This window comes from Stenotrophomonas sp. Marseille-Q5258 (genome assembly GCF_946900935.1).
Classification (GTDB): Bacteria; Pseudomonadota; Gammaproteobacteria; order Xanthomonadales; family Xanthomonadaceae; genus Stenotrophomonas; species Stenotrophomonas nematodicola.
The window spans coordinates 1-26587 of sequence record NZ_CAMPPN010000036.1; the positions used below are offsets into that span (position 1 = coordinate 1).

A 26587-nucleotide genomic window follows, 5' to 3' on the forward strand; every position below is an offset into this window, starting at 1 on the left:
GGGGGAATCCAAGGCCCTTCGGCCCCGTCCCCCCGAGCCCCATCGCCATGTCCGATTCCTTCCATCATCACGACGTCATCGTCATCGGCGGCGGCCATGCCGGCACTGAGGCCGCGCTGGCGGCCGCGCGCAGCGGGGCCCGCACCCTGCTGCTGACCCACAATGTGGAAACCATCGGTGCGATGAGCTGCAACCCGGCCATTGGCGGCATCGGCAAGGGTCACCTGGTCAAAGAGATCGACGCCCTCGGCGGGGCGATGGCGCATGCCGCCGACCGCGCCGGCATCCAGTGGCGCACCCTCAACGCCTCCAAAGGCCCTGCCGTGCGCGCCACGCGCTGCCAGGCCGACCGCAACCTGTACCGCATGGCGGTGCGCCGGATGGTCGAAGCGCAGCCGAACCTGACCGTGTTCCAGGCGGCCGTGGACGACCTGGTAATCGAGGGCGATGCGGTCCGCGGCGCCATCACCCAGACCGGCCTGCGCTTCCATGCCAAGGCGGTGGTGCTGACCGCCGGCACCTTCCTGGCCGGCAAGATCCACGTGGGTCAGACCCAGTACGCCGCCGGCCGCATGGGCGATCCGCCGGCCACCACCCTGGCCGCGCGCCTGCGCGAACGCCCGTTCGTGGTGGACCGGCTCAAGACCGGCACCCCGCCGCGCATCGACGGCCGTTCGCTGGACTATTCGGTGATGGCCGAACAGCCTGGCGACACCCCGCGTCCGGTGATGTCCTTCCTGGGCGATGCAGCCGATCACCCGGCCCAGGTCAGCTGCTGGATCACCCACACCAGCGAGCGCACCCACGAGATCATCCGCAGCGCACTGCACCGCTCGCCGCTGTACAGCGGTCAGATCGAGGGCATCGGCCCGCGCTACTGCCCCTCCATCGAGGACAAAGTGGTGCGCTTTGCCGAAAAGGCCAGCCACCAGATCTTCGTCGAGCCCGAAGGGCTGGATGTGGTGGAGATCTATCCCAACGGCATCTCCACCTCGCTGCCGTTCGACGTGCAGCTGGACCTGGTGCGCAGCATCGCCGGCTTCGAGAACGCGCACATCACCCGGCCCGGCTACGCGATCGAGTACGACTTCTTCGATCCGCGCGGCCTGAACAACACCCTGGAAACCAAGAGCGTGTCCGGCCTGTTCTTCGCCGGCCAGATCAACGGCACCACCGGCTACGAGGAGGCAGCCGCGCAGGGCCTGCTCGCCGGCCTCAACGCCGCGCGCGCCTGCCGCGACGAAGCGGGCTGGTGCCCGCGCCGCGACGAAGCCTACCTGGGCGTGCTGGTGGATGATCTGATCACCCACGGCACGACCGAGCCGTACCGCATGTTCACCAGCCGCGCCGAGTACCGCCTGCAGCTGCGCGAAGACAACGCCGACGTGCGCCTGACCGGCATCGGCCGCGAACTGGGCGTGGTGGACGACCGCCGCTGGGCGGCGTTCCAGGCCAAACAGGAGGCCGTGGCCCGCGAGTCGGCACGCCTGCGGGCGCTGTGGGCAACCCCGGGCAATGCGCTGGGCCGCGAGGTTGAAACCACCCTGGGCGTGGCAGTCAGCCGCGAGACCAACGTGCTCGACCTGATCAAGCGCCCCGAACTGGATTACGCCACGCTCATGCAGGTGCCCTCGCTCGGCCCGGCCGTGGACGACCCCAAAGTGGCCGAGCAGGTCGAGATCGGGGTGAAGTACGCCGGCTACCTGGACCGCCAGCGCGAGGAGATCGAGCGCCAGCAGCGCCACGAAAACACCGCGATCGCCAGCGATTTCGACTATGCCGGCGTGCGTGGGCTGTCGGCCGAGGTGCAGCAGAAGCTCGAGCGCGTGCGCCCGCAGACCATCGGCCAGGCCCAGCGCATCCCCGGCATGACCCCGGCGGCCATCTCGCTGCTGCTGGTGCACCTGGAGCGCGCACGCCGCAGCCGCGTGGCGTGATGCACCACCGGCGTGCACACGCCGGGAGCGGAAAGGCCACGCGGTATCATGCCGATGCACCCACCGTGGCGTGCGATTGCCTGGAGACCATGTGAGCCCGATTCGCCCCTTCCTCGACACACTGCCGGTGCTCGGCGAGCGCTGCTACATCGACCCGGCCTGCACCCTGATCGGCGATGTCGTGCTGGGCGATGACGTCTCGGTGTGGCCGGGCACGGTGATCCGGGGCGACGTCAATTACGTGCGCATCGGCGCGCGCAGCAACATCCAGGACGGCACGATCATCCATGTCAGCCACCACAGTCCGTTCAACATGGGGGGCTACCCGACGCTGATCGGCGAAGGTGTCACGGTCGGCCACGGCACCATCATCCATGCCTGCACCATCGGCGACTACAGCCTCATCGGCATGGGCGCGTGCATTCTCGACGGCGCCGAAGTGAAGCCCCACGGCTTCCTGGGTGCCGGTGCGGTGCTCGGGCCGGGCAAGGTGGTCGGCGAGGGCGAGCTGTGGCTCGGCAATCCGGCCCGCCTGGCACGCCCGCTGCGCGACAAAGAGATCGAGGCGCTGCACTACTCGGCCGATCACTACGTGCGGTTGAAGGACAAGTATCTGGCCTGATCGCGACGCACGCTGTCGGCTTGCGTTCGCTGTCCTGGCCATCGCTGGGCATCGGCGGTCGCGCACGGTAAAGTCCTCAGCCGACCAGGACGCAGTCGAGAACCGCATGCCCGTGCAGGCAGCCGACCGGAGAGGATTCCGGCATTCCGCCTTCCACCACTGTCGAGCCATGCCCCACCGGTGCGCGCGCCGATGAGCGTACCGATGCTGGACACCTACCGTGAAGTGATCACGCCCGAAGGCGTGCCGCTGCACCTGCCGGCCGCCGGCCCGTTGCCGCGCGCGCTGGCCTGGGCCATCGACTTCGCCATCCGCTTCGGCGCGTTGTCGGTGATGAGCGTTCCACTGGCCTTCCTTGGCGACTTCGGACAGGGCCTGTACCTCGGGCTGCTGTTTTTGATGTTCTGGGCCTACACCATCGTGCAGGAAGCGCTGTGGGGCCAGACCATCGGCAAGCGCGCGATGGGCCTGCGCGTGGTCGCGCAGGACGGCGCACCGGTGGGCTGGATGGCCGCCATCACCCGCAATCTCCTGCGCACCGTGGACATGCTGCCGTTCGGCTACGCGCTGGGCCTGCTGTCATGCCTGTTCGACGCGCATGGCCGGCGGCTGGGCGACATGGTGGCGCGCACTGTGGTGATCCACATCGGCGCGCCGGCAGATGGCGGGACCCTGGCCATCGACAGCGTGCTGCCGCCGCCGCAGCCGCTGCAGCCGGCCGAACAGGCTGCCTTGATCGCCTTCGCTGAACGCGCACCGCGCCTGCCCGGCCCGCGCCAGCAGGAACTGGCCGGGCTGCTCACGCCATTGAGCGGCGGCCACGGCCAGGTGGGCGTGCTGCGCCTGTATGCGATGGCCAACTGGCTGCTGGGCCGCCGATGAAGCAGGAACAGTTCGTCGCCCGGTATCAGCCCGAATGGCAGGCGCTGGAGCGCTGGCTGGCGATCCGCGGCCGCGATCCGCGCCGGGCGCGGCGTACCCCCGACCCTGATGGCCTGGACGATGCGGACATGCCGCAGCGCTACCGTCGCCTCTGTCAGCAGTTGGCACTGGCGCGCAGGCGCGGCTACAGCCCGCAGCTGGTGGCGCGCCTGCAGTCGCTCATGCAGCAGGGCCACGGCGTGCTCTACCGCACGCCCGCACCACGCTGGCGACGTGCGGTGGAATTCCTGTTCGCCGACTTCCCGCAGCTGGTACGCAGCCAGGCCCGTGCGATGTGGGTGGCCACCGCCGTATTCGTGATCCCACTGGTGGGCACCTTCGCGGCGCTGCAATGGCACCCCGAGCTGATCCATCTGCTGATGGGCAACGACGAGATCGCCCGCATGGAGCGCATGTACGACCCGTCATCGCCACACCTGGGGCGCGACAGCGGTACGGACTGGATGATGTTCGGCTACTACATCATGAACAACATCAGCATCGGTCTGCGCACCTTCGCCAGCGGCCTGCTGGCCGGCGTCGGCACCCTGCTGGTGCTGCTGTTCAATGGCCTGACCATCGGCGCGGTCGCCGGCCACCTGCAGCACGTCGGCCACGGTGATCCCTTCTGGCGCTTCGTGGTCGGCCACGGCGCGTTCGAACTCACCGCGATCGTCATCGCCGGTGGCGCCGGTCTGCAGCTGGGCATGAAACTGCTGGCGCCCGGCCGCCGACGGCGCATCGACGCGCTGGTCGAGGGTGGCGTGATCGGTGCCCGGCTCTGCCTGGGCGTGGCGGCGATGCTGCTCGTGGCCGCCTTCATCGAGGCGTTCTGGTCATCCATCGCCGACGTGCCGGCCTGGGGCAAGTACAGCGTGGCCGCGGTGTTGTGGACGCTGGTGCTGCTGTGGCTCTGGCGCGGCGGACGCGGAGGTGCGCGTGCGGATTGACCAGCTCAACGTGGTCCTGCGTGCGCGCTCGGGCTGGGAGGCGATGGAACTGGGCACGGCGTTGGTGCGCCGGCATGCCGTGGCGATCTGGACGCCCTGGCTGTTGCTGGCGCTGCCGGTGTTCGTGGCGCTCAACACCCTGGCCTGGTGGGCCGATGCCTTCGCGCTGGCGTGGCTGGCGATGTGGTGGCTCAAGCCCCTGTTCGAGCGCGTGGCACTGTACGTGATCTCCCGCGGCGTGTTCGGCGAAACACCCGGAACGCTCGATACGCTGCGCGCACAGCGGCACTGGGGCTGGCAGGGCTTCTGGGGTTACCTGGGCTGGCGCCGGCCGAGTCCGATGCGCACGGTGATGCTGCCGGTCAACCTGCTTGAAGGCGCCGACCCGGTGCATCGCCGCGACCGACGCCGCGCAATCCTCAATGGCACGCTCGGCCACAGCCTGATGCTGACCCTGGTGGCGATGACGTTCGAGGTGGTTCTGGTGGTCGGCGCGATCGCCGGGGTGTTCATGCTGGTGCCGTTCGAACAGCTGCCCGATTCGTGGCGTGCGGCATGGGCGATGGTGGGTGAAGACACGCCAGCCTGGGCGAAACTCTGCTTCAACCTGCTGTGCTGGGCAGCCGCCACGCTGATCGGCCCGTTCCATGTGGGCGCCGGCTTCGGGCTGTATCTCAACCGCCGCACCGAGATGGAAGCGTGGGATGTGGAGATCGCCTTCCGACGTCTGCGCGAACGCCTGCGCCAGGCCGCGCCGCTGCTGATGCTGGCGCTGGTGCTTGCCTGGCCGGCCGGCGTGCTGCATGCCCAGCAGGCACCCCCCGCCGACACGGTCGACGACACCGCGCCCGATACGGACACCACCGGCGGCGATGCCGACGTACAGGAGGCGCAGATCCGCGAGCGCATCCAGAAGCGCCGTGAGGGCGGGCAGACCCCGCCGCGCGACGCACCATCGATCTTCGGCAACGATCCGGTGGACACCGCCGGCTTCCGCCAGGCCGTGGAGCGCGCCTACGAGGATCCGCTGCAGCATCCGACCCGCACCGTCACCGAATGGCGGCGCATTCCCGAGGACGCTGCGGACAAAAAGAAGAAGAAGAAGAAGGAACTGGATGCCCGTCCGACCGAACGCAGCGCGCGCACGAAAACGGCGGCACAGTGGTCGGCGCAGATCGCCGAATGGGGTCTGTGGGCGTTCGTGGGCGTGCTGGTGGTGATTCTGCTGTTGACTACACGACGCTGGCTGCCGTGGCTGCGCGGCAGCGGCCGTCGGCGGCGCGAGAAGGAGGCAACGCCCGTGCAGGAGGACGCGATCACCCTGCCCGACGTGGTGCCGCCGGATGTGGCAACGCGCGCGCGCGCACTGTGGCAGCAGGGACGGCCGCGCCAGGCCCTGGCGCTGCTGTACCGGGCCAGCGTGGAGAGCATGAGCGAGCGTGCGCAGGTCAGCCTGCCGCCCGGCGCCACCGAAGCGCAGTGCCTGCGCGCGGCCCGACGCATGCCCGACGAAGGCGACCGCACAGCGTTCGCCCGCGTCGTGCGGGTCTGGCAGTACGCGGCGTACGCCGGCCGCCTGCCCGATGACGCCGAGTTCGATGCGCTCGCCGGCAGCCTGCGCGAGCAGTTCCGGTGGCAGGCATGAGGACGCGTCTGCGCTGGCTGCTGGCGGTGGCCCTGCTGCTGGTCGTGGCAGTGCCGCTGACCATCCTGTTCCTGCGCACGCATGAGCGCGTGACCCGCGTGGAGACGCTGCCGCCGCAGGGCGAAGCCCGCTACAACCCGCTGTACGTGCTCGGCCAGGCGCTGCGCGCCGACGGCCTGGAGGCGAATGCGCGACCGCGCCTGGACCTGACGGCGATGGCACTGCAGCCGCACGACACTGTGGTGCTGCTGCAGGACAGTGCCGCGCTGCCGCCGACCACGGCGCGCGCGCTGCTGGACTGGGTGGAGCGCGGCGGTCACCTGATCGTCCGCACGACCCCGCTCACCGCCGACGACGCGGCGGACGACACAGCGGACAATGGCCCGCTGCTGGATATGCTCGGCGTCGACGGGACGTCGCGACGCAACGCGTGCGCGCCATTCCATGTGGCCGACGATGTCAACCACGTCGAGTTCTGCGACAGCCGCCGCTTCGACGTCGATCCACCGACCGACATCCGGGTGGCACAGGCGTGGCGCGATGAGGAGCACGGCCACGTGTTCGTCCGGCTGCACCGTGCCGCCGGCACCGTGGATGTGCTCGCCGACCTGAACTTCATGAAGAACAGCGCGGCACCGGGCGTGGACGGCCTCCACGACAAGGCCCATCGCGATCTTGCCCGCTACGTGCTCGCGCCCAACTACGGCAAGGGCACGGTATGGCTGGTATATGGCACGCGCCCGCCCTCGCTGTGGCAGCGCGTGTTCCATGATGGCTGGCCGGTGTGGGTGCCGTTGCTGCTGGCGCTGCTGGGCTGGCTGTGGCTGCGCGCGCAACGCATGGGCAGCCTGCTGCCCTCGCCTGCAGTCGAACGCCGCTCGCTGCTCGAACATGTCCGCGCCAGCGGCGAGCACCTGCTCCGCTACGGCAAGGCACCGCTGCTGTACGACGCCGTGCGGCAGGCCTTCCTCAACCGCCTGCGCCGACGTGCACCGACCGCCGCGGCGCTGGGGGGCGACGCCCGGATCCACGCCATCGCCACCCTGCTGCAGTGGTCGCACGACCGCGTCCGCATTGCCCTGCAGCCGCCCGCTGCCCACGACGTCGCCGGCCTGCGCGACCGCATCCGCCTGCTGATCCAGATGAGAAACCTGCTATGACCGATCCCATCGCTTCCACGCCACCGTCTCTCGATGCCTCACCTGCCTCCGTGTCCGGCACGTCGCTGATCGACCGCGTCGACGCCGTGCGCGAGGCGGTCGGCCGCGCGTTCATCGGCCAGTCCGACGTGCTCGACCAGATCCTGATCGCGTTGCTGGCCGGCGGCCACGTGCTGATCGAAGGCGTACCGGGCCTGGGCAAGACCCTGCTGGTACGCGCGCTGGCCCAGGCACTGGAGCTGGATTACGGACGCGTGCAGTTCACCCCGGACCTGATGCCCAGCGACGTCAGCGGCCATGCGGTGTACGACCCGAAGACCGAAAGCTTCAAGATCCGCCGCGGCCCGGTGTTCACCAACCTGCTGCTGGCCGATGAAATCAACCGCGCGCCGGCAAAGACCCAGTCGGCCCTGCTGGAAGTGATGCAGGAAGGCCAGGTCACCATCGAGGGCAAGGCGTTCACGCTGTCGCCGCCGTTCCTGGCCCTGGCCACGCAGAACCCGGTGGAGCAGGAGGGCACCTATCCCCTGCCCGAGGCGCAGCTGGACCGCTTTCTGCTCAAGGTGATCATCGACTACCCGGCGCTGGAAGACGAGAAGCGCATGGTCGATGCGATCACCACCGGCCGCAGCGCTGGCGACTTCGATCTGTCGCAGGTGCCGCGCGTGCTCGGCGCGGCCGATGTGGTGGAACTGCAGCGGGCCACCGCAGCGATCACCGTGGACCCCGAAGTGATCGACTATGCGGTGCGCATCGTTGCCGCCACGCGCCAATGGCCGGGCATCGCGCTGGGTGCAGGCCCGCGCGGCAGCATCGCGCTGGTGCGTGCCGCGCGTGCACAGGCAGTGCTGTCCGGTCGCGATTTCGTCACCCCCGATGATGTCCGCGACATCACCAAGCCCGCCCTGCGCCACCGCATCGCGCTGGCCCCCGAACTGCAGATCGAAGGCCAGTCCGCCGACGACGCGCTGGGCGCGCTGCTGGCCAAGGTGGAAGCGCCGCGCAAATGAGGCCGGCCCCGCCGCTGCTGGCACTGCTGTGCGGCTGGGGCCTGTGCGGGCTGCCGGTCGCGTTCGGGCTGTGGCCCGTGCGCGTCTGGTGGATGCTCGCTGCCGGCATCGCCGGGCTCGCGCTGATCGACCTGGTGCGCCTGTGGCGGCAGCCCTCTCCGAGCGTGCAGCGCGCACTGCCCGAAGCGCTGGCGCTGAACGTGGACCGCAGCGTCACGCTGCGGCTGGAATCGAGCCTGCGCCAGCGCGTGGACGTGTTCGATCTGGTTCCTGGCGCGTGGGCCGTGAAGGGCCTGCCGCGCGCGTTGTCGCTCAAGCCGATGGTGGCCAGCAGCGTGGACTACACGCTGACCCCGACGGCGCGCGGCCGCTTCCTGTTCGACGGCGTACACCTGCGCGTGCACGCGCCGTGGCGTCTGTGGCGGCAACGGCGCACCCTGCCGTCAACGCTGGCGGTGAGGGTGTACCCCAACTTTGTGCCGTTGACCCGCTTCGCGCTGTTCAGCGCCGAACAGGCCTCGCGACTGGTCGGGGCGCACCTGAAGCGCCGCCGTGGTGAAGGCACCGATTTCCACCAGATGCGCGAGTACCGCGTCGGCGACAGCCTGCGGCAGATCGACTGGAAGGCGACTTCGCGCGCGCGCAAGCTGATCTCGCGCGAGTACCAGGACGAGAAGAACCAGCAGATGGTGCTGATGATCGATACCGGTCGTCGCATGATGGCCAGCGAGGGCGGTCTGTCGCACTTCGATCATGTCCTCAACGCGGCGCTGGTGGTGTCCTACCTGGCGCTGCGCCAGGGCGACGGCGTAGGGCTGCTCGCCAGCGGCGGCGACCAGCGCTGGGTCGCGCCGCAACGCGGCATGGGCGCGATCGATACGCTGCTGCGCGCCAGCCACGACCTGCAGGCACGCCCGGTAGCGACCGACTATCTGGCCGCGGCCACCGAGCTGAGCCTGCGCCAGCGCCGCCGCTCGCTGGTGATGCTGGTCACCAACGTGCGCGATGAAGACATCGAAGACCTGCTGGCGGCCGTGCGCCTGCTGCAGCGCCAGCACCTGGTGTGCGTGGCCAGCCTGCGCGAGCGGGAACTGGATGATGCGCTCGCCGAGCCGGTGGAGAGCATGGAGGACGCCATCCGGGCCGGCGCCATCGCGCGCTACCTGCAACAGCGCAATGAAGCGCATGAGGCGCTGCGCAGCCATCGGGTGATGGTGCTGGATGTGACTGCGGATGCGCTGCCTGGCGCACTGGTGGAGCGGTATCTGGCGGTCAAGCGCGACGGGTTGCTCTAGGGCGGTCGGTACCTAGCGGATGGCGTTGGCCTTGGCGATCAGGCGCGCGGTGGCTTTCTGCAGCAGCGCGCGGTTGCGGGCCAGCTTCATCCAGTGCGGCAGGCGCGAGAACATCGAGCCATTGGTGACACCGGCGCGCTCGCGCAGCATGGCACCGGCATAATCGTGCAACGCCTGCAGATGCGCCTGGTTGTAGGCCCAGAGCAGCCCGGCGCGGGTGCGCTCGACCAGCAGCAGCGGCATGCCGAAGTACGGGTCATTCGATTCGGCATCGCGCACCGGCTGCACGCTCACACTGACATCGCTGCTGCGCCCGCATTGGGCGCAGGCAACCGGAAGCGCCTGCAGGGGCGGGGAGGCCACCGCGCGATGCGCCTGCGCGTGCAGCCATTGGTGCCCGCAGTAGCCGCAGGGCCGCCGCCCGCTGTAGCGCACCGGCCCCACCCACGTCCCGGCGCCACAGCAGCCGCAGCCGCAGGCGTTTCCTTCTTCGAGCACCAGACTGCAGGACAGGCAGCGGAAGCCGGCCGTCCTGGATCCCCTGACCACCCAGCCGGGCGCGGCACACCGGTGGCAGCGCACGGCGATGCGGTCGGCGTAGCGCCACAAGCCATGCCCGTCGTCCAGGTGGCGCCCCGCCACTGGCCCGGGGCGCAGGCTGCGGTTGCGCGCCACCGCCATCAGACGAAGATGCGGGTTGGCGCTTCGTCGATGATCGCGTGCGGGACGAAGCGGGCGCTGTCGCGGGTGATGCGGCTGTTGTCTTCGCGGATGCCCATGCCACAGGCCTGGTCGCCCACGATCCAGCTGCCAACCAGCGGATAGCCACCCTCGAACGCAGTAAGCGGATGGGCGGCCTGGCGGATCGCCGGGCCGGTGTACGGGCCTTCGCTTTCCTGCCAGCTGCCATCGGCCAGGTGCATGGCCACGTTGGCGCCTTCGCGCGAGAACAGCGGCTTGCGCACCCAGCCGGCCGGCAGTGCGCTGCCGTCGTCGAAGTCGGCGGCCAGCAGGTTGGGGTGGCCGCGATGGCGCTCCCACAGCAACGGCAGCACGCCCTTGTTGCTGAGGATCGCCTTCCACGCCGGTTCCAGCAGCTGCACGCCCGAGCCGGGCAGCGCCTGGCCGAACGATTCGGTCATCAGGTCTTCCAGCGGGTACAGCTTGAACAGGCTGCCGATCACCGTGTCGTCCAGCGCGGTGAAGCGGCCGTCCTCGGACAGGCCGATGTCCTCGATCGCGATGGACTCGCCACGCAGCCCGGCCTGGGCCGCACAGTCGCGCAGGTAGGCCACCGTGCCCTGGTCTTCGACCGAGGCACCCACGGCACTGAAGTACAGCGGCGGCGGCAGCTGCGCCGACAGCGCGGCGAAGCGCTCGACCAGCGCCTCGTGGATGGCGTTGAACTGATCGGCGTGCGGCGGCAGACGGTTCTGGTTGCGCTGGTCTTCCAGCCATTGCCACTGGAAGAACGACGCCTCGAACAGCGAGGTCGGGGTGTCGTAATTGAGCTCGTAGAGCTTGGCCGGACCGGTGCCGTCGTACGCGAAGTCGAGCCGACCGTACAGGTGCGGCTCGCGCCGACGCCAGCTGTCGGCGATCCAGTCGCGGAACGCCGGCGGGATCGCCAGCTGTTCCATCAACTGCTGGCTGCCCACCACGTCCTCGACCAGGTCCATCGCCATCGCATGCAGCTCGGCGCTGGGGTCTTCGATGTCCTGCTCGATCTGGCGCAGGGTGAAGGCGTAGTACGCGCTCTCATCCCAGTACGGCAGGCCATCGATGGTGTGGAAGGCGAACCCCGACTCCTCGGCCCGGGCGCGCCATTGGCTGCGCTCGGCAATACGGACGCGCTGCATCGATCAGCCGCCGACGCTGCTGCGGTTGCTGCTGGTGCTGCCGAAGCCGCCACGGCTGGCGGTCACCGCGCGGTTCGGGGTGGCGCTGACCGGGGCCAGGCCCGCCTTGCCGGCACCGATGCCGCTGGCGGTATTCAGCCCGCCGCTGCCGCCCGGGGCCGGACGCGCCCAGCCCTTGGCCTTGTCCTGGTAGGCCGGGGCCGCCGAGGGCTGCTGCGCCAGACCGGCGCCGCGGTTGCTGAGCATCTGCGACATGAAGAAGCCCATCATCATCGGGCCGACGAACGAGTGGCCGGTCGAGGTCTTCTGTTCCACGCACTGCTCGGCGTTGTAGTCGGCCTCGCAGGCCTCGCGCGAGGCGTACTTCGGCGCGGCGTCGGCCGACTGCTTCTGTGCCTCGGCAAAAGCCGCGCGGCAGCTGGACGGGTCGCCGGTGGCGTCGGTGCAGGCCTGCACCGAGGTGTACAACCCTTCCTGCACCTGGACGGCCTCGTCCTTCTGGCAGGCGGTGAACAGCAGCGGCGCGGCGCTCATCAGCAGCAGCGCGGTGGTCCTGGAACGTTTCATGGCGTCATGCCCCCTCGTGCGGTTATCCGCTCCATGATGCCTCATCGCCGCGAACAACCGAAATCGGCAAAGCCGAAAAGATGAACGGCATTTCAGGATGCAGCCTATCGGAGCGGTCGCCTGCCGGGGGCAGGTGGTTGCAAACGCAACCGCAATTTTTGGGCAGAATCGAGGCGAAACGCGCCCCCACCGCCCGCCAGATACTGCCAGCCCCATGCCTGAATACCGCTCCCGCACGTCCACCGCCGGCCGCAACATGGCCGGGGCCCGCGCCCTGTGGCGCGCCACCGGCATGACCGATGGCGACTTCCACAAGCCGATCATCGCCATCGCCAACTCGTTCACCCAGTTCGTGCCCGGGCACGTCCACCTGAAGGATCTCGGCCAGCTGGTGGCGCGCGAGATCGAGCAGGTAGGCGGCGTGGCCAAGGAGTTCAATACGATCGCGGTGGACGATGGCATCGCGATGGGCCACGACGGCATGCTGTACTCGCTGCCCAGCCGCGAGATCATCGCCGACTCGGTGGAGTACATGGTCAACGCGCACTGCGCCGATGCGCTGGTGTGCATCTCCAACTGCGACAAGATCACCCCCGGCATGCTGATGGCCGCGCTGCGCCTGGACATCCCGGTGGTGTTCGTCTCCGGCGGGCCGATGGAAGCCGGCAAGACGCGGCTGTCCGAGCACAAGCTGGACCTGGTGGATGCGATGGTGATCGCAGCCGATGAAAGCGCCAGCGACGAGAAGGTGGCCGAGTACGAGCGCAGCGCCTGCCCCACCTGCGGCTCGTGCTCGGGCATGTTCACCGCCAACTCGATGAACTGCCTGACCGAAGCGCTGGGCCTGTCGCTGCCGGGCAACGGCTCGACCCTGGCCACGCATGCCGACCGCGAGCAGCTGTTCCGCCGCGCCGGGCGCCTGATCGTGGAACTGTGCCACCGCTGGTACGGCGGCGAGGATGCGCGCGCGCTGCCGCGCGGCATCGCCACGCGTGCCGCGTTCGAGAACGCGATGACGCTGGACATCGCGATGGGCGGCTCGACCAACACCATCCTGCATCTGCTGGCCGCAGCGCAGGAGGCGGAGGTGGACTTCGATCTGCATGCCATCGATGCGCTGTCGCGGCGCGTGCCGCAGCTGTGCAAGGTCGCGCCGAACACGCCGAAGTACCACATGGAAGACGTGCATCGCGCCGGCGGCGTGTACGGCATCCTCGGCGAACTCGCCCGCGGCGGACTGCTGCATACCGACGTACCCACCGTACACAGCCGCACGCTGGCCGAGGCGATCGCACGCTGGGATGTCGCCGTGAGCGACGATGCGACGGTCCACGACTTCTTCCGCGCCGGTCCCGCCGGCATCCCGACCCAGGTCGCCTTCAGCCAGGCCACGCGCTGGCCGACACTGGACGTGGACCGTGCCGAAGGCTGCATCCGCGATGTCGCCAATGCCTACTCCACCGAAGGCGGGCTGGCGGTGCTGCGCGGCAACCTGGCCGTGGATGGCTGCGTGGTGAAGACCGCCGGCGTGGATGAATCCATCCACGTGTTCGAAGGCAACGCGCGCGTGTTCGAAAGCCAGGACGACGCCGTGCGCGGCATCCTCGCCGATGAAGTGATGGCCGGCGACGTGGTGGTGATCCGCTACGAAGGCCCACGCGGTGGCCCGGGCATGCAGGAGATGCTGTACCCGACCAGCTACCTGAAATCCAAGGGGCTGGGCAAGCAGTGCGCCCTGCTCACCGACGGCCGCTTCTCCGGCGGCACCTCGGGCCTGTCCATCGGGCATGCCTCACCGGAAGCAGCCTCGGGCGGCACCATCGGCCTGGTCCGCGACGGCGACCGCATCCGCATCGACATCCCCGCACGGCGCATCGATCTGCGGGTGGATGACGCCACGCTGGCGGCACGCCGCGCCGAACAGGACGCGCTGGGCTGGAAACCGCGCGAGGCGCGCCCGCGCAAGGTCACCGGCGCGCTGAAGGCGTATGCGCTGCTGGCCACCAGTGCCGACAAGGGCGCGGTGCGGGATCTGGCGAAGCTGGAGGACTGAGCCCGGCTGCGTCGAGAAGGTCCGCCCGGCCCTGACCCCCGCCCGCGCGACGCTCGCCGCCTTGCCTGCGCCGCCGGACCGGTGCGCGCGAAGCGCCGCGTGTTACCCGATCACCCGCTTGAACGGCGGCAGCGCGTCGATGATGCGCTTGCCGTATCGACGGGTCAGCAGCCGCGAGTCGAGGATGATCACGCGGCCGGTGTCGGTCGAGGTACGGATCAGGCGGCCGGCGAACTGGGTCAACGTGCGCAGCGCGTGGGGGATGGCGATCAGGTTGAAGGCGTTCAGGCCGCGGCTTTCGAACCACTCGCCGAGCGTGGAGGTCTGCGGGTCGGTCGGCACCGCGAACGGTACCTGGGTGATCACCACGGTGGTGCACGCCTCGCCGGGCAGATCCAGGCCTTCGCCGAACGAGTTCAGGCCGAACAGCACCGAACCCTCGCCCGCCGCCGTGCGCCGCAGGTGCTCATCGATCATCTTCTGCTTGGCGCTTTCGCCCTGCACCAGCACCCGCTTGCGCTCGGCGGCCGGCATCAGCTCGGCGACCTTCTCCATCTTCCAGCGCGAGGTGAACAGCACGATGCTGCCCTTGCCCCAATCCAGTTCGCTGACCAGGTATTTGGCCACCTCTTTGGGGTGGCGCTCGCGGTCGTCGGGCGTCACCGGGAATGCCGGCACGATCAGCTCGGCCTGGTTGGGCAGGTCGAATGGCGAGGCCAGCGACACCATCTCCGCCTCGGCGGGGATGCCGTTGTCGATCGCCAGCGCCTGGAAGTCGCCACCGCCGGTGAGGGTAGCGGAGGTCATCACCACCGAATCCACCTCGTCCCACAGCAGCTTGCGCAGTACGTTGGCCGCCGACACCGGCGAGCCGTGCAGGATCAGGTCGCCGTCGCGCGACAGCGTGACCCAGCGTGCGGTCGGTGGCTGGCCGTCCTTGTCCTCGCGGCGCCAGGCCGCCCACAGGTTGTGCTGCTGCTCGATCATTTCCAACGCCATGCCCAGCGTGCGCTGCAGGCGCTCGCGCGCGGCATCCTCTGGCTTGCCCTTGGCCACCTGCGCATGCGCGGCATGGGCCCAGTTGAACAGCGCGCGGGTGTCGTCGGCGAGCGCCTCGATGTCGGCCATCCAGATGTCCGGCAGGCGTCCGTTCGGGGCACGCCACATCGGCTCCTGCGCCGACGGATCAGGTTGCCAGCTGCGTCCGACCACATCGCGGAAGGCCTTGAGCTGCTTGCTGACGCGCGCCGCCACCTCGATCGCTTCGTTGGGCAGCAGATTGCCCAGCTTGTCCTTGTCCACGGCGCGGTAGGCCGCCGCGATCACGATCTGCAGCCGGCCGGTGCGCTTGGCCATCTCGTCCATCGCCAGGCTGGCCGCGCCCTGATCGATGGCGACATTGCCGATGTGATGGCCTTCGTCGAGCACCAGCAGCATGTCGCCGGGCGGGGCGATCAGCGGCTGGCCGTTGTCGCTGTCGCCGATCGACAGCGCCGACAGCAGCAGCGCGTGATTGGTGACCACGATCTGCGCCTCACGCACCGTGTTGCGCGAGCGCAGCACCGCGCACTGCGCCGAGTACGCGCACTTGCGCCCGGCACAGCCCGACGCCGGCGTGGTGATGCGCGAGCGCAGGGTGTTGCTGATCGTTTCCGGCGCGTTGTCCAGGTCACCGTTCCAGCGACCTTCGAGGAAGGCCTTGCTCAGCGACTGCGCCAGATCCATCTCGATCGGTGCCAGCGGGCGATCGAACAGCGGCTGCTCGTCCTCGAACATGCCTTCCTGCGCGCCATCGCCATGCGCCTCAGCGGCGTTGCGCGTGCACAGGTAGCGGGTGCGTCCCTTGGCCAGCGCCACGGTGGCTTCAATGCCGGTGGCCTTGAGGAAATTGGGAATGTCGCGCTCGAACAGCTGCGACTGCAGCGCCACGGTGCCGGTGCTGATCACCAGCTTCTTCTTCGTGGCCAGTGCGATCGGCACGCCGGCGGTCAGGTAGCCCAGCGACTTGCCCACGCCGGTGGGCGCTTCGACCACGCCAACGCCGCCGCTGTGCGACAGCGCACGCGAGACCACGCCGATCATCTGGCTCTGCGAACGCCGGGTGCTGAAGCCGGGGGTATTGGCCTGCAGCTTGGCGTAGGCATCGCGGATGACGGTTTTGAGCTCGTCGTTCAGCGCGCGCGGGGCTTCAACTTTTTCGGTCACGCCGGGAGGGTCCTGCCTGAATCACGGCCGGTATTTTCTCATGCCCAGGGCATGGCCGTGGCCGGCATTGGTTCAGTTCCGCGACGCGGCGCACGCCGGCACAGCCGGCGGCGCCACGCACGCAGGGTCAGCCGGCCGTGCCGCGCTGGCGCAGGGCGCGGGTCATCGCCCAGACCACCAGCACCAGGCCGAATGCCTCGGCCAGCGACAGGCCGAAGTGGGCGACGCCCAGCCACAGGCTGCGCGACTGCAGGTTCTCGTATTGGTTCTGCTGTATCCACCACACCGGCAGCAGCGACACCACCATGCCGAGGATGCAGGTGGCCGCCAGGATGCCCAGCCCGGACAGCGCCGCGGTGCGGACCGCGCCGCGCGGGCTGTCCACCACCCACACCAGGGCCACGCCCAGCGCGATCAGGATCGGCAGGCGTACGCCCACCAGACTCAGCATCGTCATCAACATCCCGGTATCCATGTCCGGTCAGTCCTGCCCGGCCAGCGGCGCCAGCGTGGTGCGCAGCTCGGCATACACGGCGTCGGTCTGCGGGCGCACCTCGTGCCACTGCTGGAAGCTGGCCGCGGCCTGCTCCACCAGCATGCCCAGGCCATCGACGGTGTTGCGGCACTGCGCCGCACGCGCCCAGGCCAGGAAGGCGATGGCCGCGTCGCCGTAATTGAGGTCAACCGCGGTGGTCATGCTGTTGACCAGCGACAGCGGCAGCTCGAACTTCGCCTCGCGGTCGCGGCCGGCCGAGGTGGCGTTGACGATCAGCTCGAAGTCGCCCAGGTCGCGCAGGTCGTCCCAGTAGCGGCTCAGCGCGCGCCCCGGTTCGCCGATGGCATCGACCAGCGCGTCGGCGCGCTCGGTGGTGCGGTTCACCACCACCAGCTCGCGGATGCCGGCATCGAGCAGGGCCGGCGCCACGCTGCGCGCCGAGCCGCCGGCACCGAGCAGCAGCACGCGGCGGCCGCGCAGGTCCAGCTCATGGCGTTCGGTGAGGTCGCGGACCAGGCCGACGCCGTCGGTGGTGTCGCCGTGCCAGTAATCGCCCTTGCGCAGCAGCGTGTTGACCGAGCCGGCCAGCTTGGCCCGCGAGGTGAAGGTCTGGCACAGCGCGAACGCCGCTTCCTTGAGCGGAGCGGTGATGTTGGCGCCCACACCGCCATCGGCGGCGAATGCCTCCAGCGCGGCGGTGAACCCGGCCGGCGACGCCTCGATGGCGCGGTAGTCCAGCGCGATGCCTTCCTGGCGCGCGAAGGCGGCATGGATGTGCGGCGACTGCGAATGGGCGATGGGCTGGCCGAATACGGCGTAACGGGCGGTCATGGGTGTCTTAAACTCCGGGCCTGGATTGGAACGCAAACCCCAACGGAAGCGACGATGCGCACTCCCCTGTCACTGCTCGCGCTGAGCCTGAGTTTACTCTTCGTACCGGGTGCGATGGCGCTTTCCGAGTTCGGCATCGAAGGCATGGGCGTGGTTTCGACCAAGGCCAACGAGGCCCAGGCCACCGTCGCGCCGGACGGGCAGCGCATCGTATGGGCGTCGGACCGCAGCGGCGGCGCCGGGGGCTGGGACCTCTGGCAGGCCGTGCTGCGCGACGGGCGCTGGCAGGACCCCACCCCGCTGGCGCTCAACACCGGCAGCGATGAAATCGATCCCTACTTCAGCCACGACGGGCGCTGGCTGTACTTCGCCTCCAACCGGCCCGGCGGGCGCGGCGGCGTCGATCTGTACACCGTGGCGGTACAGGCCAACGGCGGTTTCGGGCCGGTGATGGCGCTGCCGGTCACGATCAACACCCGGGCCAACGAGCGTCGCCCGGCACTGCGCCCGGATGGGCAGGCCCTGTTGTTCGCGCGCGATGGCGCCGGCACCCGCGGCGGGTTGGATCTGTTCCAGGCGGCGGTGCAGGGCAACGGTTTCGCTGCGGTGACCGCGTTGCCAGCCCCGCTCAATGGCCCAGCCGACGAACTGGGTGGCGAATGGCTGGGCAACGACGGTGCGCTGGCCATCACCCGCGTGGCCGACGGCCAGTCGCAGGTGTGGCTGGTGGGCTGCGATCACCGCCAGGCCGCGGTGCCGCTGACGCTGTCGTTCAACACCGCCGAGGGCCAGACCGGCGCGCCGGTGGTGGATGCGTCCAAGCCATCCGAGCTGGTGCTGGCGGGTCAGGCGCGGGCGCCCCGGGCGGGCGGAGTGGATCTGTATCGGATCCGGACACCGTCGGTAGCCGGGTGCCGGTGAGGGGCGGAGCAGCCGACCTGCGGCCGGCCCACGCTGCCGCTATGGCTGCTGCAACAGGTCTGCACGCAGCCGTTCGTACTCGGCTTCACTGATCTCGCCGTTGTCCTTGCGCTGGTTCAACGCGGCCAGTCGTGCCTGCAGGGCCGGTGAAAGCTGCGCTTCGCGGGCCACGCGCGCGGCGGCCGATGGCTGCTCGGGCGCCCGTCGGGCGGCTCGACGCACGCCGCCGATCACCAGGCCGATCACCACCGCGAAGGCGAGTACGCCCGTGCCCCAGGTGATCCACTGCACCCACCCCATCGTCTGCATCATCGTCGTCCTGTTCGCGTGTCGACGCGTATTGTCAGCGTTCGCGCAGCCAACGCGCCACCTGCGGGGCGAAATAGGTCAGCACGCCATCGGCGCCGGCCCGCTTGAAGCCGATCAGCGATTCGAGCACGCAGGCGCGCTCGTCCAGCCAGCCGTTGGCGAAGGCGGCCTTCATCATCGCGTACTCGCCACTGACCTGGTAAGCGAAGGTCGGCACGCCGAACTGCTGCTTCACCCGGCGCACCAGATCCAGGTACGGCATGCCCGGCTTGACCATCACCATGTCCGCCCCCTCCTCCAGGTCCAGCGCGATCTCGCGCATCGCCTCGTCGCCGTTGGCGGGGTCCATCTGGTAGGTCTTCTTGTCGGCCTTGCCGAGGCTGGCCGAGCTGCCCACCGCATCACGGAACGGGCCATAGAACGCCGAGGCGTATTTGGCCGAGTAGGCCATGATGCGCACGTTGACATGATTGTCGGCATCCAGCGCGCGGCGGATGGCGCCGATGCGGCCGTCCATCATGTCCGACGGAGACACGATGTCCACGCCAGCGGCCGCATGCGACAGCGACTGCCTGACCAGCGCCTCAACGGTGATGTCGTTGAGCACGTAGCCGTTGCCGTCGATGATGCCGTCCTGGCCGTGGGTGGTGTACGGGTCCAGCGCGATGTCGGTCATCACGCCCAGCTCCGGGAAGCGCGATTTCAGTGCACGGATGGCGCGCTGGGCCAGGCCGTTGTCGTCCCACGCGGCGGCCGCATCCAGCGACTTGCCGGCCGGGTCGATCACCGGGAACAGATCGATCACCGGAATGCCCAGTTCCAGCGCCTCTTCGGCGACCTTGAGCAGTTCGTCGATGGACAGACGCTCCACGCCCGGCATCGAGGCCACCGGCGCGCGGCCATCCAGTTCGTGCACGAACACCGGGTAGATCAGGTCGTCGGTGGTCAGCGTGTTCTCGCGCATCAGCCGGCGCGAGAATTCGTCGTGACGCATGCGGCGGGGGCGATAGTCGGGGTGGGCCATGAAGTGCTCCGGGGGCGGAATGCGGGGTTACTGCAGCAGGTACTGCCGCGGTTGCAGCGGCTCGGGCAGCGGCTGCACCCCGAGGCTGTCGAGCAGGTCGATTTCAATGGTGCGCACCAGCGCATCCAGTGGCAGGTCGTTGGGCTCCAGCCCGAACGGCTCTTCCATCTCCTCGCCGAGCTGATCCAGACCGAAGAAGGCATAGGCCAGCACCGCCGACACCACCGGCGTGGCCCAGCCCAGCGAACTGGCCAGGCCGAAGGGCAGCAGCACGCAGAACATCCACGCGCAGCGATGCAGCAGCAACGTGTAGGCGAATGGCAGCGGCGTGGACAGAATGCGCTCACAACCGGCCTGGACGCTCGACATCGCGTGCAGGCGGGTCTCGAAGCGGGCGTAGAGGATCGGGTCCAGACGGCCGGCACGCAGCGGCTCGGCCAGGTCGGCGGCGATCATCGCCAGCAGTTGATCGGGGACGTTCAGGCGCTCGCCGAAACGCGTCTGGTCGGCCTCGGCTACCCAAGGCAACGCGGCCAACGCGACATCGCGCCCGCGCAGTCTGGCGGCCAGGGCGTGTGCGAAACCAATGCCCAGGCGGCAGATGCGATCGCGGCGCGGCGCGTCGTCGGCCAGCAGCGCGGTGCACAGTCGCGCCAGGCTGCGCGATTCATAGACCAGCTGGCCCCACAGCTTGCGCCCTTCCCACCACCGCTCGAAACAGGCGTTGTTGCGGAAGCTGAGGAAGATCGACAGCACCAGGCCAAGCAGGGTGAACGGGGCCACCGAGACGCGTTCGATGCCCGGCGGATGCCACACCTCGGCCAGGGTGGCCGCGGCCACCGCCAGCAACAGGATGGTCAGCACCTTGGGCGCCACCGCCGGAACGATGGAGCCGCGCAGGATGTACAGCAGTTGCCAGCCGTGGGGACGAGGGCGAATGATCATCGGTGCAGGAAAAGCGCCCGGACGGGCGTAGCGCCGCCGGCAGCAGCCAGGGCGGCAGCGGGCATTCTACGCCGATGCGCGCCGGGGCCCATGACGGTGCGACCGTCTGTCGCACCGCCGCAGGCGACGCGGACCCGGCTCAGACGATGCCGCCGCCCAGCCCCAGCCGCAGGATCGCCACCACCACCACGATGCCGTTCAGGACCAGCCCGGCCCAGGCCCGGCCGCGCTTGCTTGGATGCGTGAACAGGATGCCGATGGCGGCGATGATCGCCCCCACCGCGGCGAAGGGAATCAGGAACCAGTTGCCCCAGCCCAACAGCGGAATCAGCGCCAGGATCATCCACAGCAGCGCCAGGATGCCCCACAACAGACTGATCAATCCCATGCCGCGATTCCTTGTGATGGTTGCCTGGCCCACCATAGCCTAAAGCCCGGCCTGCGCGCGCGTGGGCCGCACCGACCAGGGAACCGTTGCGACGGCGTCACCCCGACGGTGCTAGCGTGCGGGTCACGAGGTTGGCACCGATTCAGTTGCCAGCCCGGATGATCGCGCCACAGGCCGACCGGCCCATACCATCAGGGGTGATGCCATGAACATCCGATCCATCGCACTGCTGGGCCTGCTGCTGTCCGTGGCCGGCTGCGCCAGTACCTCCAAGGTGATGCTGGGCCAGGCGCGCGCGCCGGTCGACCCGGCCACCGTGCAGATCTATTCGACGCCACCGGCCGGGTCGGTCGAGATCGCCCAGCTGGAGTCGTCCAGCGCGGTCGGTTTCGGTACGCAGGGCCAGACCGACGCGGCCGTGATGCGACTCAAGCGCGAAGCGGCCGCGCTCGGCGCCAACGGCGTGATCCTGATGGGCGTGGGCTCCAGCGGCTCGCCGGTAGGCATGTCCGTGGGTGCGGGCAGCTACGGCTCGCACGTGGGCGGCGGCGTGGGTATCGGCATTCCGACCACGCAGAAGCGCGCGGCCGGCGTGGCCATCTGGGTACCCAATCCGCCGCCGGCGGCCCGCCTGCCGGCGCAGACGATCACACCGCAGAAGTGATGCGCCCCCGGGGATGCCGGCCAGCGGCCGGCGTCACCCGCAGGGTCATTGGCGGTGCTTGGGCACGAACACCTCATTGACCGCGTCGGTGAGCTGGTCCGGCGGCAGCAGGCCCTGGTCGAGCAGGAAGTTGTTGAACGCCAGCCGGTCGAAGCGGTTGCCCAGCGCCAGCTCGGTCTGCATGCGCAGCTCCAGGATCCGTGTGTAACCGTAGAAATAGCTGCCGGCCTGGCCGGGCGCGCGCACGGTGTAGCGGTCCAGTTCCTGGGTGGCCATCGCCTTGGACAGCCCCACCTCGTCGATCAACACGCGTTCGGCGTTGGCGCGATCGGTGAGCCCCAGGTTGAGCATCGGATCGAGCATCGCGCGTGCGGCGCGCAGCAGGCGGAACTGCAGGGCGATCAGCTGCCCGTCCAGCGGTTCATACGGCACCATCTCCGCTTCGGCATACAGCGCCCAGCCTTCGACGTTGACCGAGTTGAACGCGAACATGGTGCGCGCCAGCGAAATGCCGCGCTCGACCATCGCGGTGAACTGCAGTTCGTGGCCCGGGCGGCCTTCATGCGCGCTCAGCGTCCATGCGGCCGAGCCGAAGTTGAAGTCGTCGTACTGCGCCGCCTTGTCGCCGGCGGCGGGATTGCCCAGCGGCAGCACGAAGGTGCCCTGCTGACCGGTGTTGCCGACCAGCGGTGCGGGCAGGAAGTGCGGCGCCGGCGAAGCGGCGCTCTCGGCCGCCGACCCCAGCCGCATCTGCATCGGCCGCTGCGGCACATCGACAATCTTCTCGCGGCGGATGATCGGGTCGATGGCATCGATCACGCCACGGTAATGGTGCTCCAGCTGGTCATCGGCGATCTTGTCGCCCTTCAGCGCGCGCACCACCGCGACCGGGTCGGTCGGGTCGGTCACCTTCAGGCCCTTGGCCTGCACCACCAGCGGCGCCAGCTGGCGCATCGCCGAACGGGTTTCCATGAACTCCAGCTGCGCGCGCTGCACCAGCAGCGCCGGCGCGATGTCGATGCCCACGCGCTTGAGCTGGAAGGCGTACAACGGCGCCGGCAGGCGGGTATCCGTGCGGGCCTTGGGCAGCACCTCGCTGCGGGTCCAGTCGCGGTACTCGCGCAGCTGCGTGGCGATGGTCTTCAACGCCTCATCGGCACCCGCCACGTTGTACTTGCCGAACAGCTGCTCGATGCCGCTGATGTAGGTGTCCACGTTGGCCAGCGACTGCTCGACCTCGATCTTCGTCGGCTGCAGCAGGGACGTGTCGGCCAGGCGCTCTTCATAGCGCTGCCGCGACAGCGTGGTGACCGGCTGGCTGCCCGGCACCAGGCCGGCGTAGCGCTTCAGGCGGTCCAGCGCCTTGGCGCGGCGCTCGGCGGGAACCTGATCGGACAGCAGGAGGTTGAGGCCGCTGAACACCGTCTGCGGCGTGTCCGTCCACGGCAGCAGATATTTCTCGTTGAGTTCGCTGCCTTCGATGTTCTGGGTGGCCGCGGCGATCATGATCGCCAGGTCCTGGCGCACGTTGGGATCGCGTTCGGTGGCCAGCTTGCCCTGCAGCTCGGCGCGCGCCTTGGCCATTGCCGCGCGGTAGCGCGCGCCGTTGTCCGGACCGAAGTCGGCCACCTTGTCGTCGTACCCCGGCACGCCGAAGAAGCCGGTCTCCTCGGGCTGGAACGGGCCCTGGGCATCGAGCAGGATCTGCGCGAGCGTGTTGCTGCGGACCACCCAGGCCGGGCTGGCGGGTGCCTTGCCGGCGGCCGGCGCGGCGGCCAGCGCCGGCGGCGCGGCCAACGCGGCGGGAACGGAGAGGGCCAGCGCAACGGCAAGGACGAGCGGCTTCATGCGGGAACTCCAGCGAAGAGATGCCTGCGACCCTACGCACTCAGGGCACGGGCGGCAATCGGCCGGAGGTCATGCGCCGCTCAGGCCTCCAGCGCCTGCCGCGGGACCGAGGGCGGATGCGCCGGCGCGGGCGGGCAGTCGCCCTGCGCCCGGCAGTCGGCCAGCTCGCAGCGGGTCACCGCCTCGGCGTCATCCAGCGCCGTCAGGTCGATGGTGTGGGTGTCGCCGGTCAGCACGTACATCACCGGGTAGTCCCACTGCGCCTGCTGGCGGCGCCCGGCCAGGAACAGGTCGCCGTGCGCCTGGGGGCCGCGCACCTTCAGCACCAGGTCGGCCCGGCCGCTGCCGTCGCTGCCCTGCTGCAGCGTGCCCACCGGCAGGTAGCCGTCGTCGATCGGCTCCCCCAGCACCTGCACCAGCTCGATGCTGCAGCGCGCGCGGCGCATCGCCTCCACGTACGGCTCGCTGCCCCGGCTCCACTGCGACCAGCGGTCCAGTGCGAACCCGATCGCCAGCACGGCACCCAGCGCCACCAGCAGAACCAGCGCGGGCATGGCCCAGCGCCAGTGGCGCGCCCACCAGCTGCGTCGTGAGATGGCGGGGGGAATCGGGGGCGACGGTGTCATCGGCGTACTCCTTGTCGAGCCGGTGGCGGGGCAACGCGATCAGGGCGCCAGGCAGCGCCCCAGGAAATCTTCGGCCAGGCGGTAGCGGTGCAGCGCGTTGCTGCCCGACAACCCATGCTTGGCGCCCGGATAGGTCATCAGCTCGAACGGCTGGCCCCGCTTCTGCAGCGCGCTCATCAGGACCGTGGCGTTGGTGAACAGCACGTTGTCGTCGGCCATGCCGTGGATCAACAGCAGGCGCGAGCGCAGGCCGTCGATGTGCGACAGCACGCGGGCCTCCTCGTAACCCTTGGCGTTGTTGCCGGGCAGGTTCATGTAACGCTCGGTGTAGTGGGTGTCGTACAGGCCCCAGTCGGTGACCGGTGCGCCCGCCACGCCGCAGGCGTACGTGTCGGATGCCTTGGCCAGCAGCATCAGAGTCATGTAGCCGCCGTTGGACCAGCCCTGCACACCGATGCGCGCCGGGTCCACCCAGGGCTGCTGCTTCAGCCAGGCCGCGCCGCGCAGCTGATCGTCCACTTCCACCGTACCCTGCACGCCGTACAGCGCGCCGCCGAAATCACGGCCGCGGCGCGGGGTGCCGCGGTTGTCCAGCGAGAACACCACATAGCCCTGCTGGGCCAGGTACTGGTTGAACAGGTGGTCGCCGCGCCCGGGCCAGCTGTCGGTGACGGTCTGGCTGGCCGGTCCACCGTACACGTACACCACCACCGGGTAGCGCTTGGCCGGGTCGAAGCCGGTCGGCTTGATCAGGCTGTAGTGCAGCGCGGTGCGGTTGTCGGCGGCGGTGAGCGTGCCGAACTCGACCGGGCGCTGTGCATCCAGATAGCGCGCGTAGGGATGGGCCGGATCGGACAGGTCGTTCTCGACCAGGGTGGCGATTTTCTCGCCGTTGGCGCGGAACAGCGCGATCTGCGGCGGTGTGGTGGTGCTGGACCAGCTGTCCACGTAGACGCTGGCGTTGCGCGCGAAACTGGCGCTGTGCATGCCGGGAGCCTGCGACAGGCGCTGCAGTGCACCGCCCTGCAGCGGCACGGCATAGATCTGGCTCTCGCGGGCGGAGTCGATGCCGGCACGGAAATAGACTTTGCCGGCCTCCTCGTCCACGGCCAGCAGTTCATCGACCGGCCACGGGCCGCTGGTCAGCGCGGTGACCGTCCTGCCATCCTCGGACACGCGATACAGGTGTTCAAAGCCACTGCGTTCAGAGGACCACAGGAACCCGCCCTGCTTGAGGAAGCGCAGGTCATTGTGCAGCGGTACCCAGGTGCGCGAGGTTTCGGTGACCAGCGTGTGCTGGCGGCCGGAGGCCAGGTCGGCCTGGATCAGCTCCAGGGTCTTCTGGTCGCGCGACTGGCGCTGGAAGGTGAGACGCTGCGGATCGCGCCAGTCCACGCGGGCCAGGTAGATGTCCGGGTTGCGCCCCAGGTCGATCCAGCGCGGCGCGGCACCGGCCTGCGGTGCGATCACGCCCAGCGTCACGGTGACATTGTGGTCGCCGGCGGCCGGGTAGCGCTGCTCGATCATCTCGGTACGGTCGGCATACATCTCGTAGCGCTTCTGCACCGGCACCGGGCTTTCGTCGATGCGTGCGAAGGCGATCGCCGAATCGTCCGGCGCCCACCAGTAACCGGTGTGGCGATCCATCTCTTCATCGGCGACGAACTCAGCCACGCCATTGCCGATGGTGTCGCTGCCATCGCGGGTGAGCTGGATCTGCCGGCCGCTGGCCAGGTCGATCACCCACAGATTGCGCGCGCGCACGAAGCTGACGAAACCGCCCTTGGGTGAGAGCTTGGCGTCGGTGGCGAAGCCCTCGCCGTGGGTGAGCTGGCGCACGGCGGCCTGGCCCTGCTTGCCCAGGTCGTACAGGTAGAGTTCGCCGCCGAGTGGGAACAGCAGCGTGCGCGCGTCCGGCGACCACTGGTAATCGACAATGCCGGTCATCGCGGCGATGCGCTGACGCTCGCGGCGGGCCTTCTCGGCGTCGCTCAGGGTCTCGGCACCGGGCAGCACCACCTTGGAATCCACCAGCAGGCGGGTCTGTCCGCTGGCGATGTCGTAGGCCCACAGGTCCAGCTGGTTGCGGTCGGCCTCCTTGCCGCGCAGGAAGCTGACGCGCGACCCGTCCGGGGCCACTTTGGGCTTCATCAGGGTCGGGCCGGACAGCGGCAGCGGACCGGTGATGGCCTCCAGCGTGAGTTTTTCGGCGTGAGCGAGCGAGGTCGTGGCGAGCATCAGGGCGAGCGAAGCAAACAGGTGGCGCATGGAGGGTTCCGGCAGCGTCTGGGCGACTCCCCACCGCGCGCAC

At 69.4% G+C, this 26587-nt stretch carries 24 protein-coding genes; 11 read left to right on the forward strand and 13 right to left on the reverse strand.

Annotation, left to right across the window (positions count from 1 at the left end; translation table 11 throughout):
• The first annotated feature begins 47 nt into the window (after window positions 1-47).
• The 8 genes from mnmG to OC534_RS17770 all read left to right on the forward strand — a co-directional run bounded on the left by mnmG (window position 48) and on the right by OC534_RS17770 (window position 9540).
• Entirely contained in the window at window positions 48-1937 is a 1890-nt protein-coding gene (mnmG, locus tag OC534_RS17735; protein ID WP_017354379.1) for a tRNA uridine-5-carboxymethylaminomethyl(34) synthesis enzyme MnmG, read from the forward strand.
• 91 nt (window positions 1938-2028) lie between these two features.
• Window positions 2029-2559, forward strand: a complete 531-nt coding sequence (locus OC534_RS17740; protein WP_017354378.1) for a gamma carbonic anhydrase family protein — start codon at window positions 2029-2031, stop codon at window positions 2557-2559.
• A gap of 192 nt (window positions 2560-2751) precedes the next feature.
• Window positions 2752-3441, forward strand: coding sequence for an RDD family protein (locus tag OC534_RS17745; RefSeq protein ID WP_017354377.1), 690 nt, complete (start codon window positions 2752-2754; stop codon window positions 3439-3441).
• Window positions 3438-4430 carry a stage II sporulation protein M gene (locus OC534_RS17750; RefSeq protein ID WP_017354376.1) on the forward strand — a complete coding sequence of 331 codons (993 nt, stop codon included), beginning with the start codon at window positions 3438-3440 and terminating at the stop codon, window positions 4428-4430. Before OC534_RS17745 ends, OC534_RS17750 begins: the two co-directional genes overlap by 4 nt.
• A complete protein-coding gene (locus tag OC534_RS17755; protein ID WP_262072297.1) occupies window positions 4420-6075 on the forward strand; it encodes a DUF4129 domain-containing protein in 1656 nt (551 codons plus the stop codon). Before OC534_RS17750 ends, OC534_RS17755 begins: the two co-directional genes overlap by 11 nt.
• The gene (locus OC534_RS17760) at window positions 6072-7235 is read left to right on the forward strand and encodes a DUF4350 domain-containing protein (RefSeq protein ID WP_262072298.1); all 1164 of its coding nucleotides are present in this window, start codon (window positions 6072-6074) and stop codon (window positions 7233-7235) included. Before OC534_RS17755 ends, OC534_RS17760 begins: the two co-directional genes overlap by 4 nt.
• On the forward strand, window positions 7232-8245 hold the full coding sequence (locus OC534_RS17765) for a MoxR family ATPase (protein WP_051008548.1): 1014 nt from the start codon (window positions 7232-7234) through the stop codon (window positions 8243-8245). Before OC534_RS17760 ends, OC534_RS17765 begins: the two co-directional genes overlap by 4 nt.
• The gene (locus OC534_RS17770) at window positions 8242-9540 is read left to right on the forward strand and encodes a DUF58 domain-containing protein (protein WP_017354372.1); all 1299 of its coding nucleotides are present in this window, start codon (window positions 8242-8244) and stop codon (window positions 9538-9540) included. The genes OC534_RS17765 and OC534_RS17770 overlap by 4 nt, the downstream gene beginning before the upstream one ends.
• A gap of 12 nt (window positions 9541-9552) precedes the next feature.
• On the opposite strand, the gene OC534_RS17775 is transcribed toward OC534_RS17770, so the two are convergent.
• The 3 genes from OC534_RS17775 to OC534_RS17785 are packed head-to-tail and all read right to left on the reverse strand — an operon-like array spanning window position 9553 to window position 11966.
• Window positions 9553-10221, reverse strand: a complete 669-nt coding sequence (locus OC534_RS17775) for a hypothetical protein (RefSeq protein ID WP_017354371.1) — start codon at window positions 10219-10221, stop codon at window positions 9553-9555.
• On the reverse strand, window positions 10221-11399 hold the full coding sequence (locus OC534_RS17780; protein ID WP_136006023.1) for a glutathionylspermidine synthase family protein: 1179 nt from the start codon (window positions 11397-11399) through the stop codon (window positions 10221-10223). Before OC534_RS17780 ends, OC534_RS17775 begins: the two co-directional genes overlap by 1 nt.
• A gap of 3 nt (window positions 11400-11402) precedes the next feature.
• Complete coding sequence (locus OC534_RS17785; protein WP_262072299.1) at window positions 11403-11966, reverse strand: DUF1190 domain-containing protein; 564 nt, start codon at window positions 11964-11966, stop codon at window positions 11403-11405.
• A 214-nt stretch (window positions 11967-12180) separates the two neighbouring features.
• Here OC534_RS17785 and ilvD point away from each other — a divergent pair, with 214 nt between their 5' ends.
• Entirely contained in the window at window positions 12181-14019 is a 1839-nt protein-coding gene (ilvD, locus tag OC534_RS17790) for a dihydroxy-acid dehydratase (RefSeq protein WP_262072300.1), read from the forward strand.
• 102 nt (window positions 14020-14121) lie between these two features.
• Here ilvD and dinG read toward each other — a convergent pair whose 3' ends face one another.
• From dinG to aroE, 3 genes are all read right to left on the reverse strand, one after another.
• Window positions 14122-16224, reverse strand: coding sequence for an ATP-dependent DNA helicase DinG (gene dinG, locus OC534_RS17795; RefSeq protein WP_017354367.1), 2103 nt, complete (start codon window positions 16222-16224; stop codon window positions 14122-14124).
• Between the two features lie 127 nt (window positions 16225-16351).
• Complete coding sequence (locus OC534_RS17800; protein ID WP_262072301.1) at window positions 16352-16699, reverse strand: hypothetical protein; 348 nt, start codon at window positions 16697-16699, stop codon at window positions 16352-16354.
• A 6-nt stretch (window positions 16700-16705) separates the two neighbouring features.
• Window positions 16706-17551 (reverse strand): shikimate dehydrogenase, encoded by an 846-nt coding sequence (gene aroE, locus OC534_RS17805; protein ID WP_017354365.1) that lies wholly within the window; start codon window positions 17549-17551, stop codon window positions 16706-16708.
• 54 nt (window positions 17552-17605) lie between these two features.
• On the opposite strand from aroE, the gene OC534_RS17810 reads away from it, so the two are divergent.
• Complete coding sequence (locus OC534_RS17810) at window positions 17606-18472, forward strand: TolB-like protein (RefSeq protein ID WP_262072302.1); 867 nt, start codon at window positions 17606-17608, stop codon at window positions 18470-18472.
• 39 nt (window positions 18473-18511) lie between these two features.
• Here the strand turns inward: OC534_RS17810 and OC534_RS17815 are convergent, their stop codons facing one another.
• From OC534_RS17815 to OC534_RS17830, 4 genes are all read right to left on the reverse strand, one after another.
• The gene (locus OC534_RS17815) at window positions 18512-18781 is read right to left on the reverse strand and encodes an SHOCT domain-containing protein (RefSeq protein WP_229296525.1); all 270 of its coding nucleotides are present in this window, start codon (window positions 18779-18781) and stop codon (window positions 18512-18514) included.
• Between the two features lie 34 nt (window positions 18782-18815).
• The gene (hemB, locus tag OC534_RS17820) at window positions 18816-19805 is read right to left on the reverse strand and encodes a porphobilinogen synthase (protein WP_017354362.1); all 990 of its coding nucleotides are present in this window, start codon (window positions 19803-19805) and stop codon (window positions 18816-18818) included.
• Window positions 19806-19832: 27 nt separating this feature from the next.
• Window positions 19833-20750: a bestrophin family ion channel gene (locus OC534_RS17825; protein WP_262072304.1), complete on the reverse strand. Its 918-nt coding sequence runs from the start codon at window positions 20748-20750 to the stop codon at window positions 19833-19835.
• 139 nt (window positions 20751-20889) lie between these two features.
• Window positions 20890-21138, reverse strand: coding sequence for a hypothetical protein (locus OC534_RS17830; RefSeq protein ID WP_017354360.1), 249 nt, complete (start codon window positions 21136-21138; stop codon window positions 20890-20892).
• 205 nt (window positions 21139-21343) lie between these two features.
• On the opposite strand from OC534_RS17830, the gene OC534_RS17835 reads away from it, so the two are divergent.
• Entirely contained in the window at window positions 21344-21802 is a 459-nt protein-coding gene (locus tag OC534_RS17835; protein WP_017354359.1) for a hypothetical protein, read from the forward strand.
• Window positions 21803-21847: 45 nt separating this feature from the next.
• Here the strand turns inward: OC534_RS17835 and OC534_RS17840 are convergent, their stop codons facing one another.
• The 3 genes from OC534_RS17840 to OC534_RS17850 form a co-directional block, all read right to left on the reverse strand.
• On the reverse strand, window positions 21848-23650 hold the full coding sequence (locus OC534_RS17840; protein WP_136006033.1) for a DUF885 domain-containing protein: 1803 nt from the start codon (window positions 23648-23650) through the stop codon (window positions 21848-21850).
• 80 nt (window positions 23651-23730) lie between these two features.
• The gene (locus tag OC534_RS17845; protein WP_262072305.1) at window positions 23731-24276 is read right to left on the reverse strand and encodes a cytochrome c oxidase assembly factor 1 family protein; all 546 of its coding nucleotides are present in this window, start codon (window positions 24274-24276) and stop codon (window positions 23731-23733) included.
• 39 nt (window positions 24277-24315) lie between these two features.
• On the reverse strand, window positions 24316-26544 hold the full coding sequence (locus OC534_RS17850) for a S9 family peptidase (RefSeq protein ID WP_262072306.1): 2229 nt from the start codon (window positions 26542-26544) through the stop codon (window positions 24316-24318).
• Between the last annotated feature and the right edge of the window lie 43 nt (window positions 26545-26587).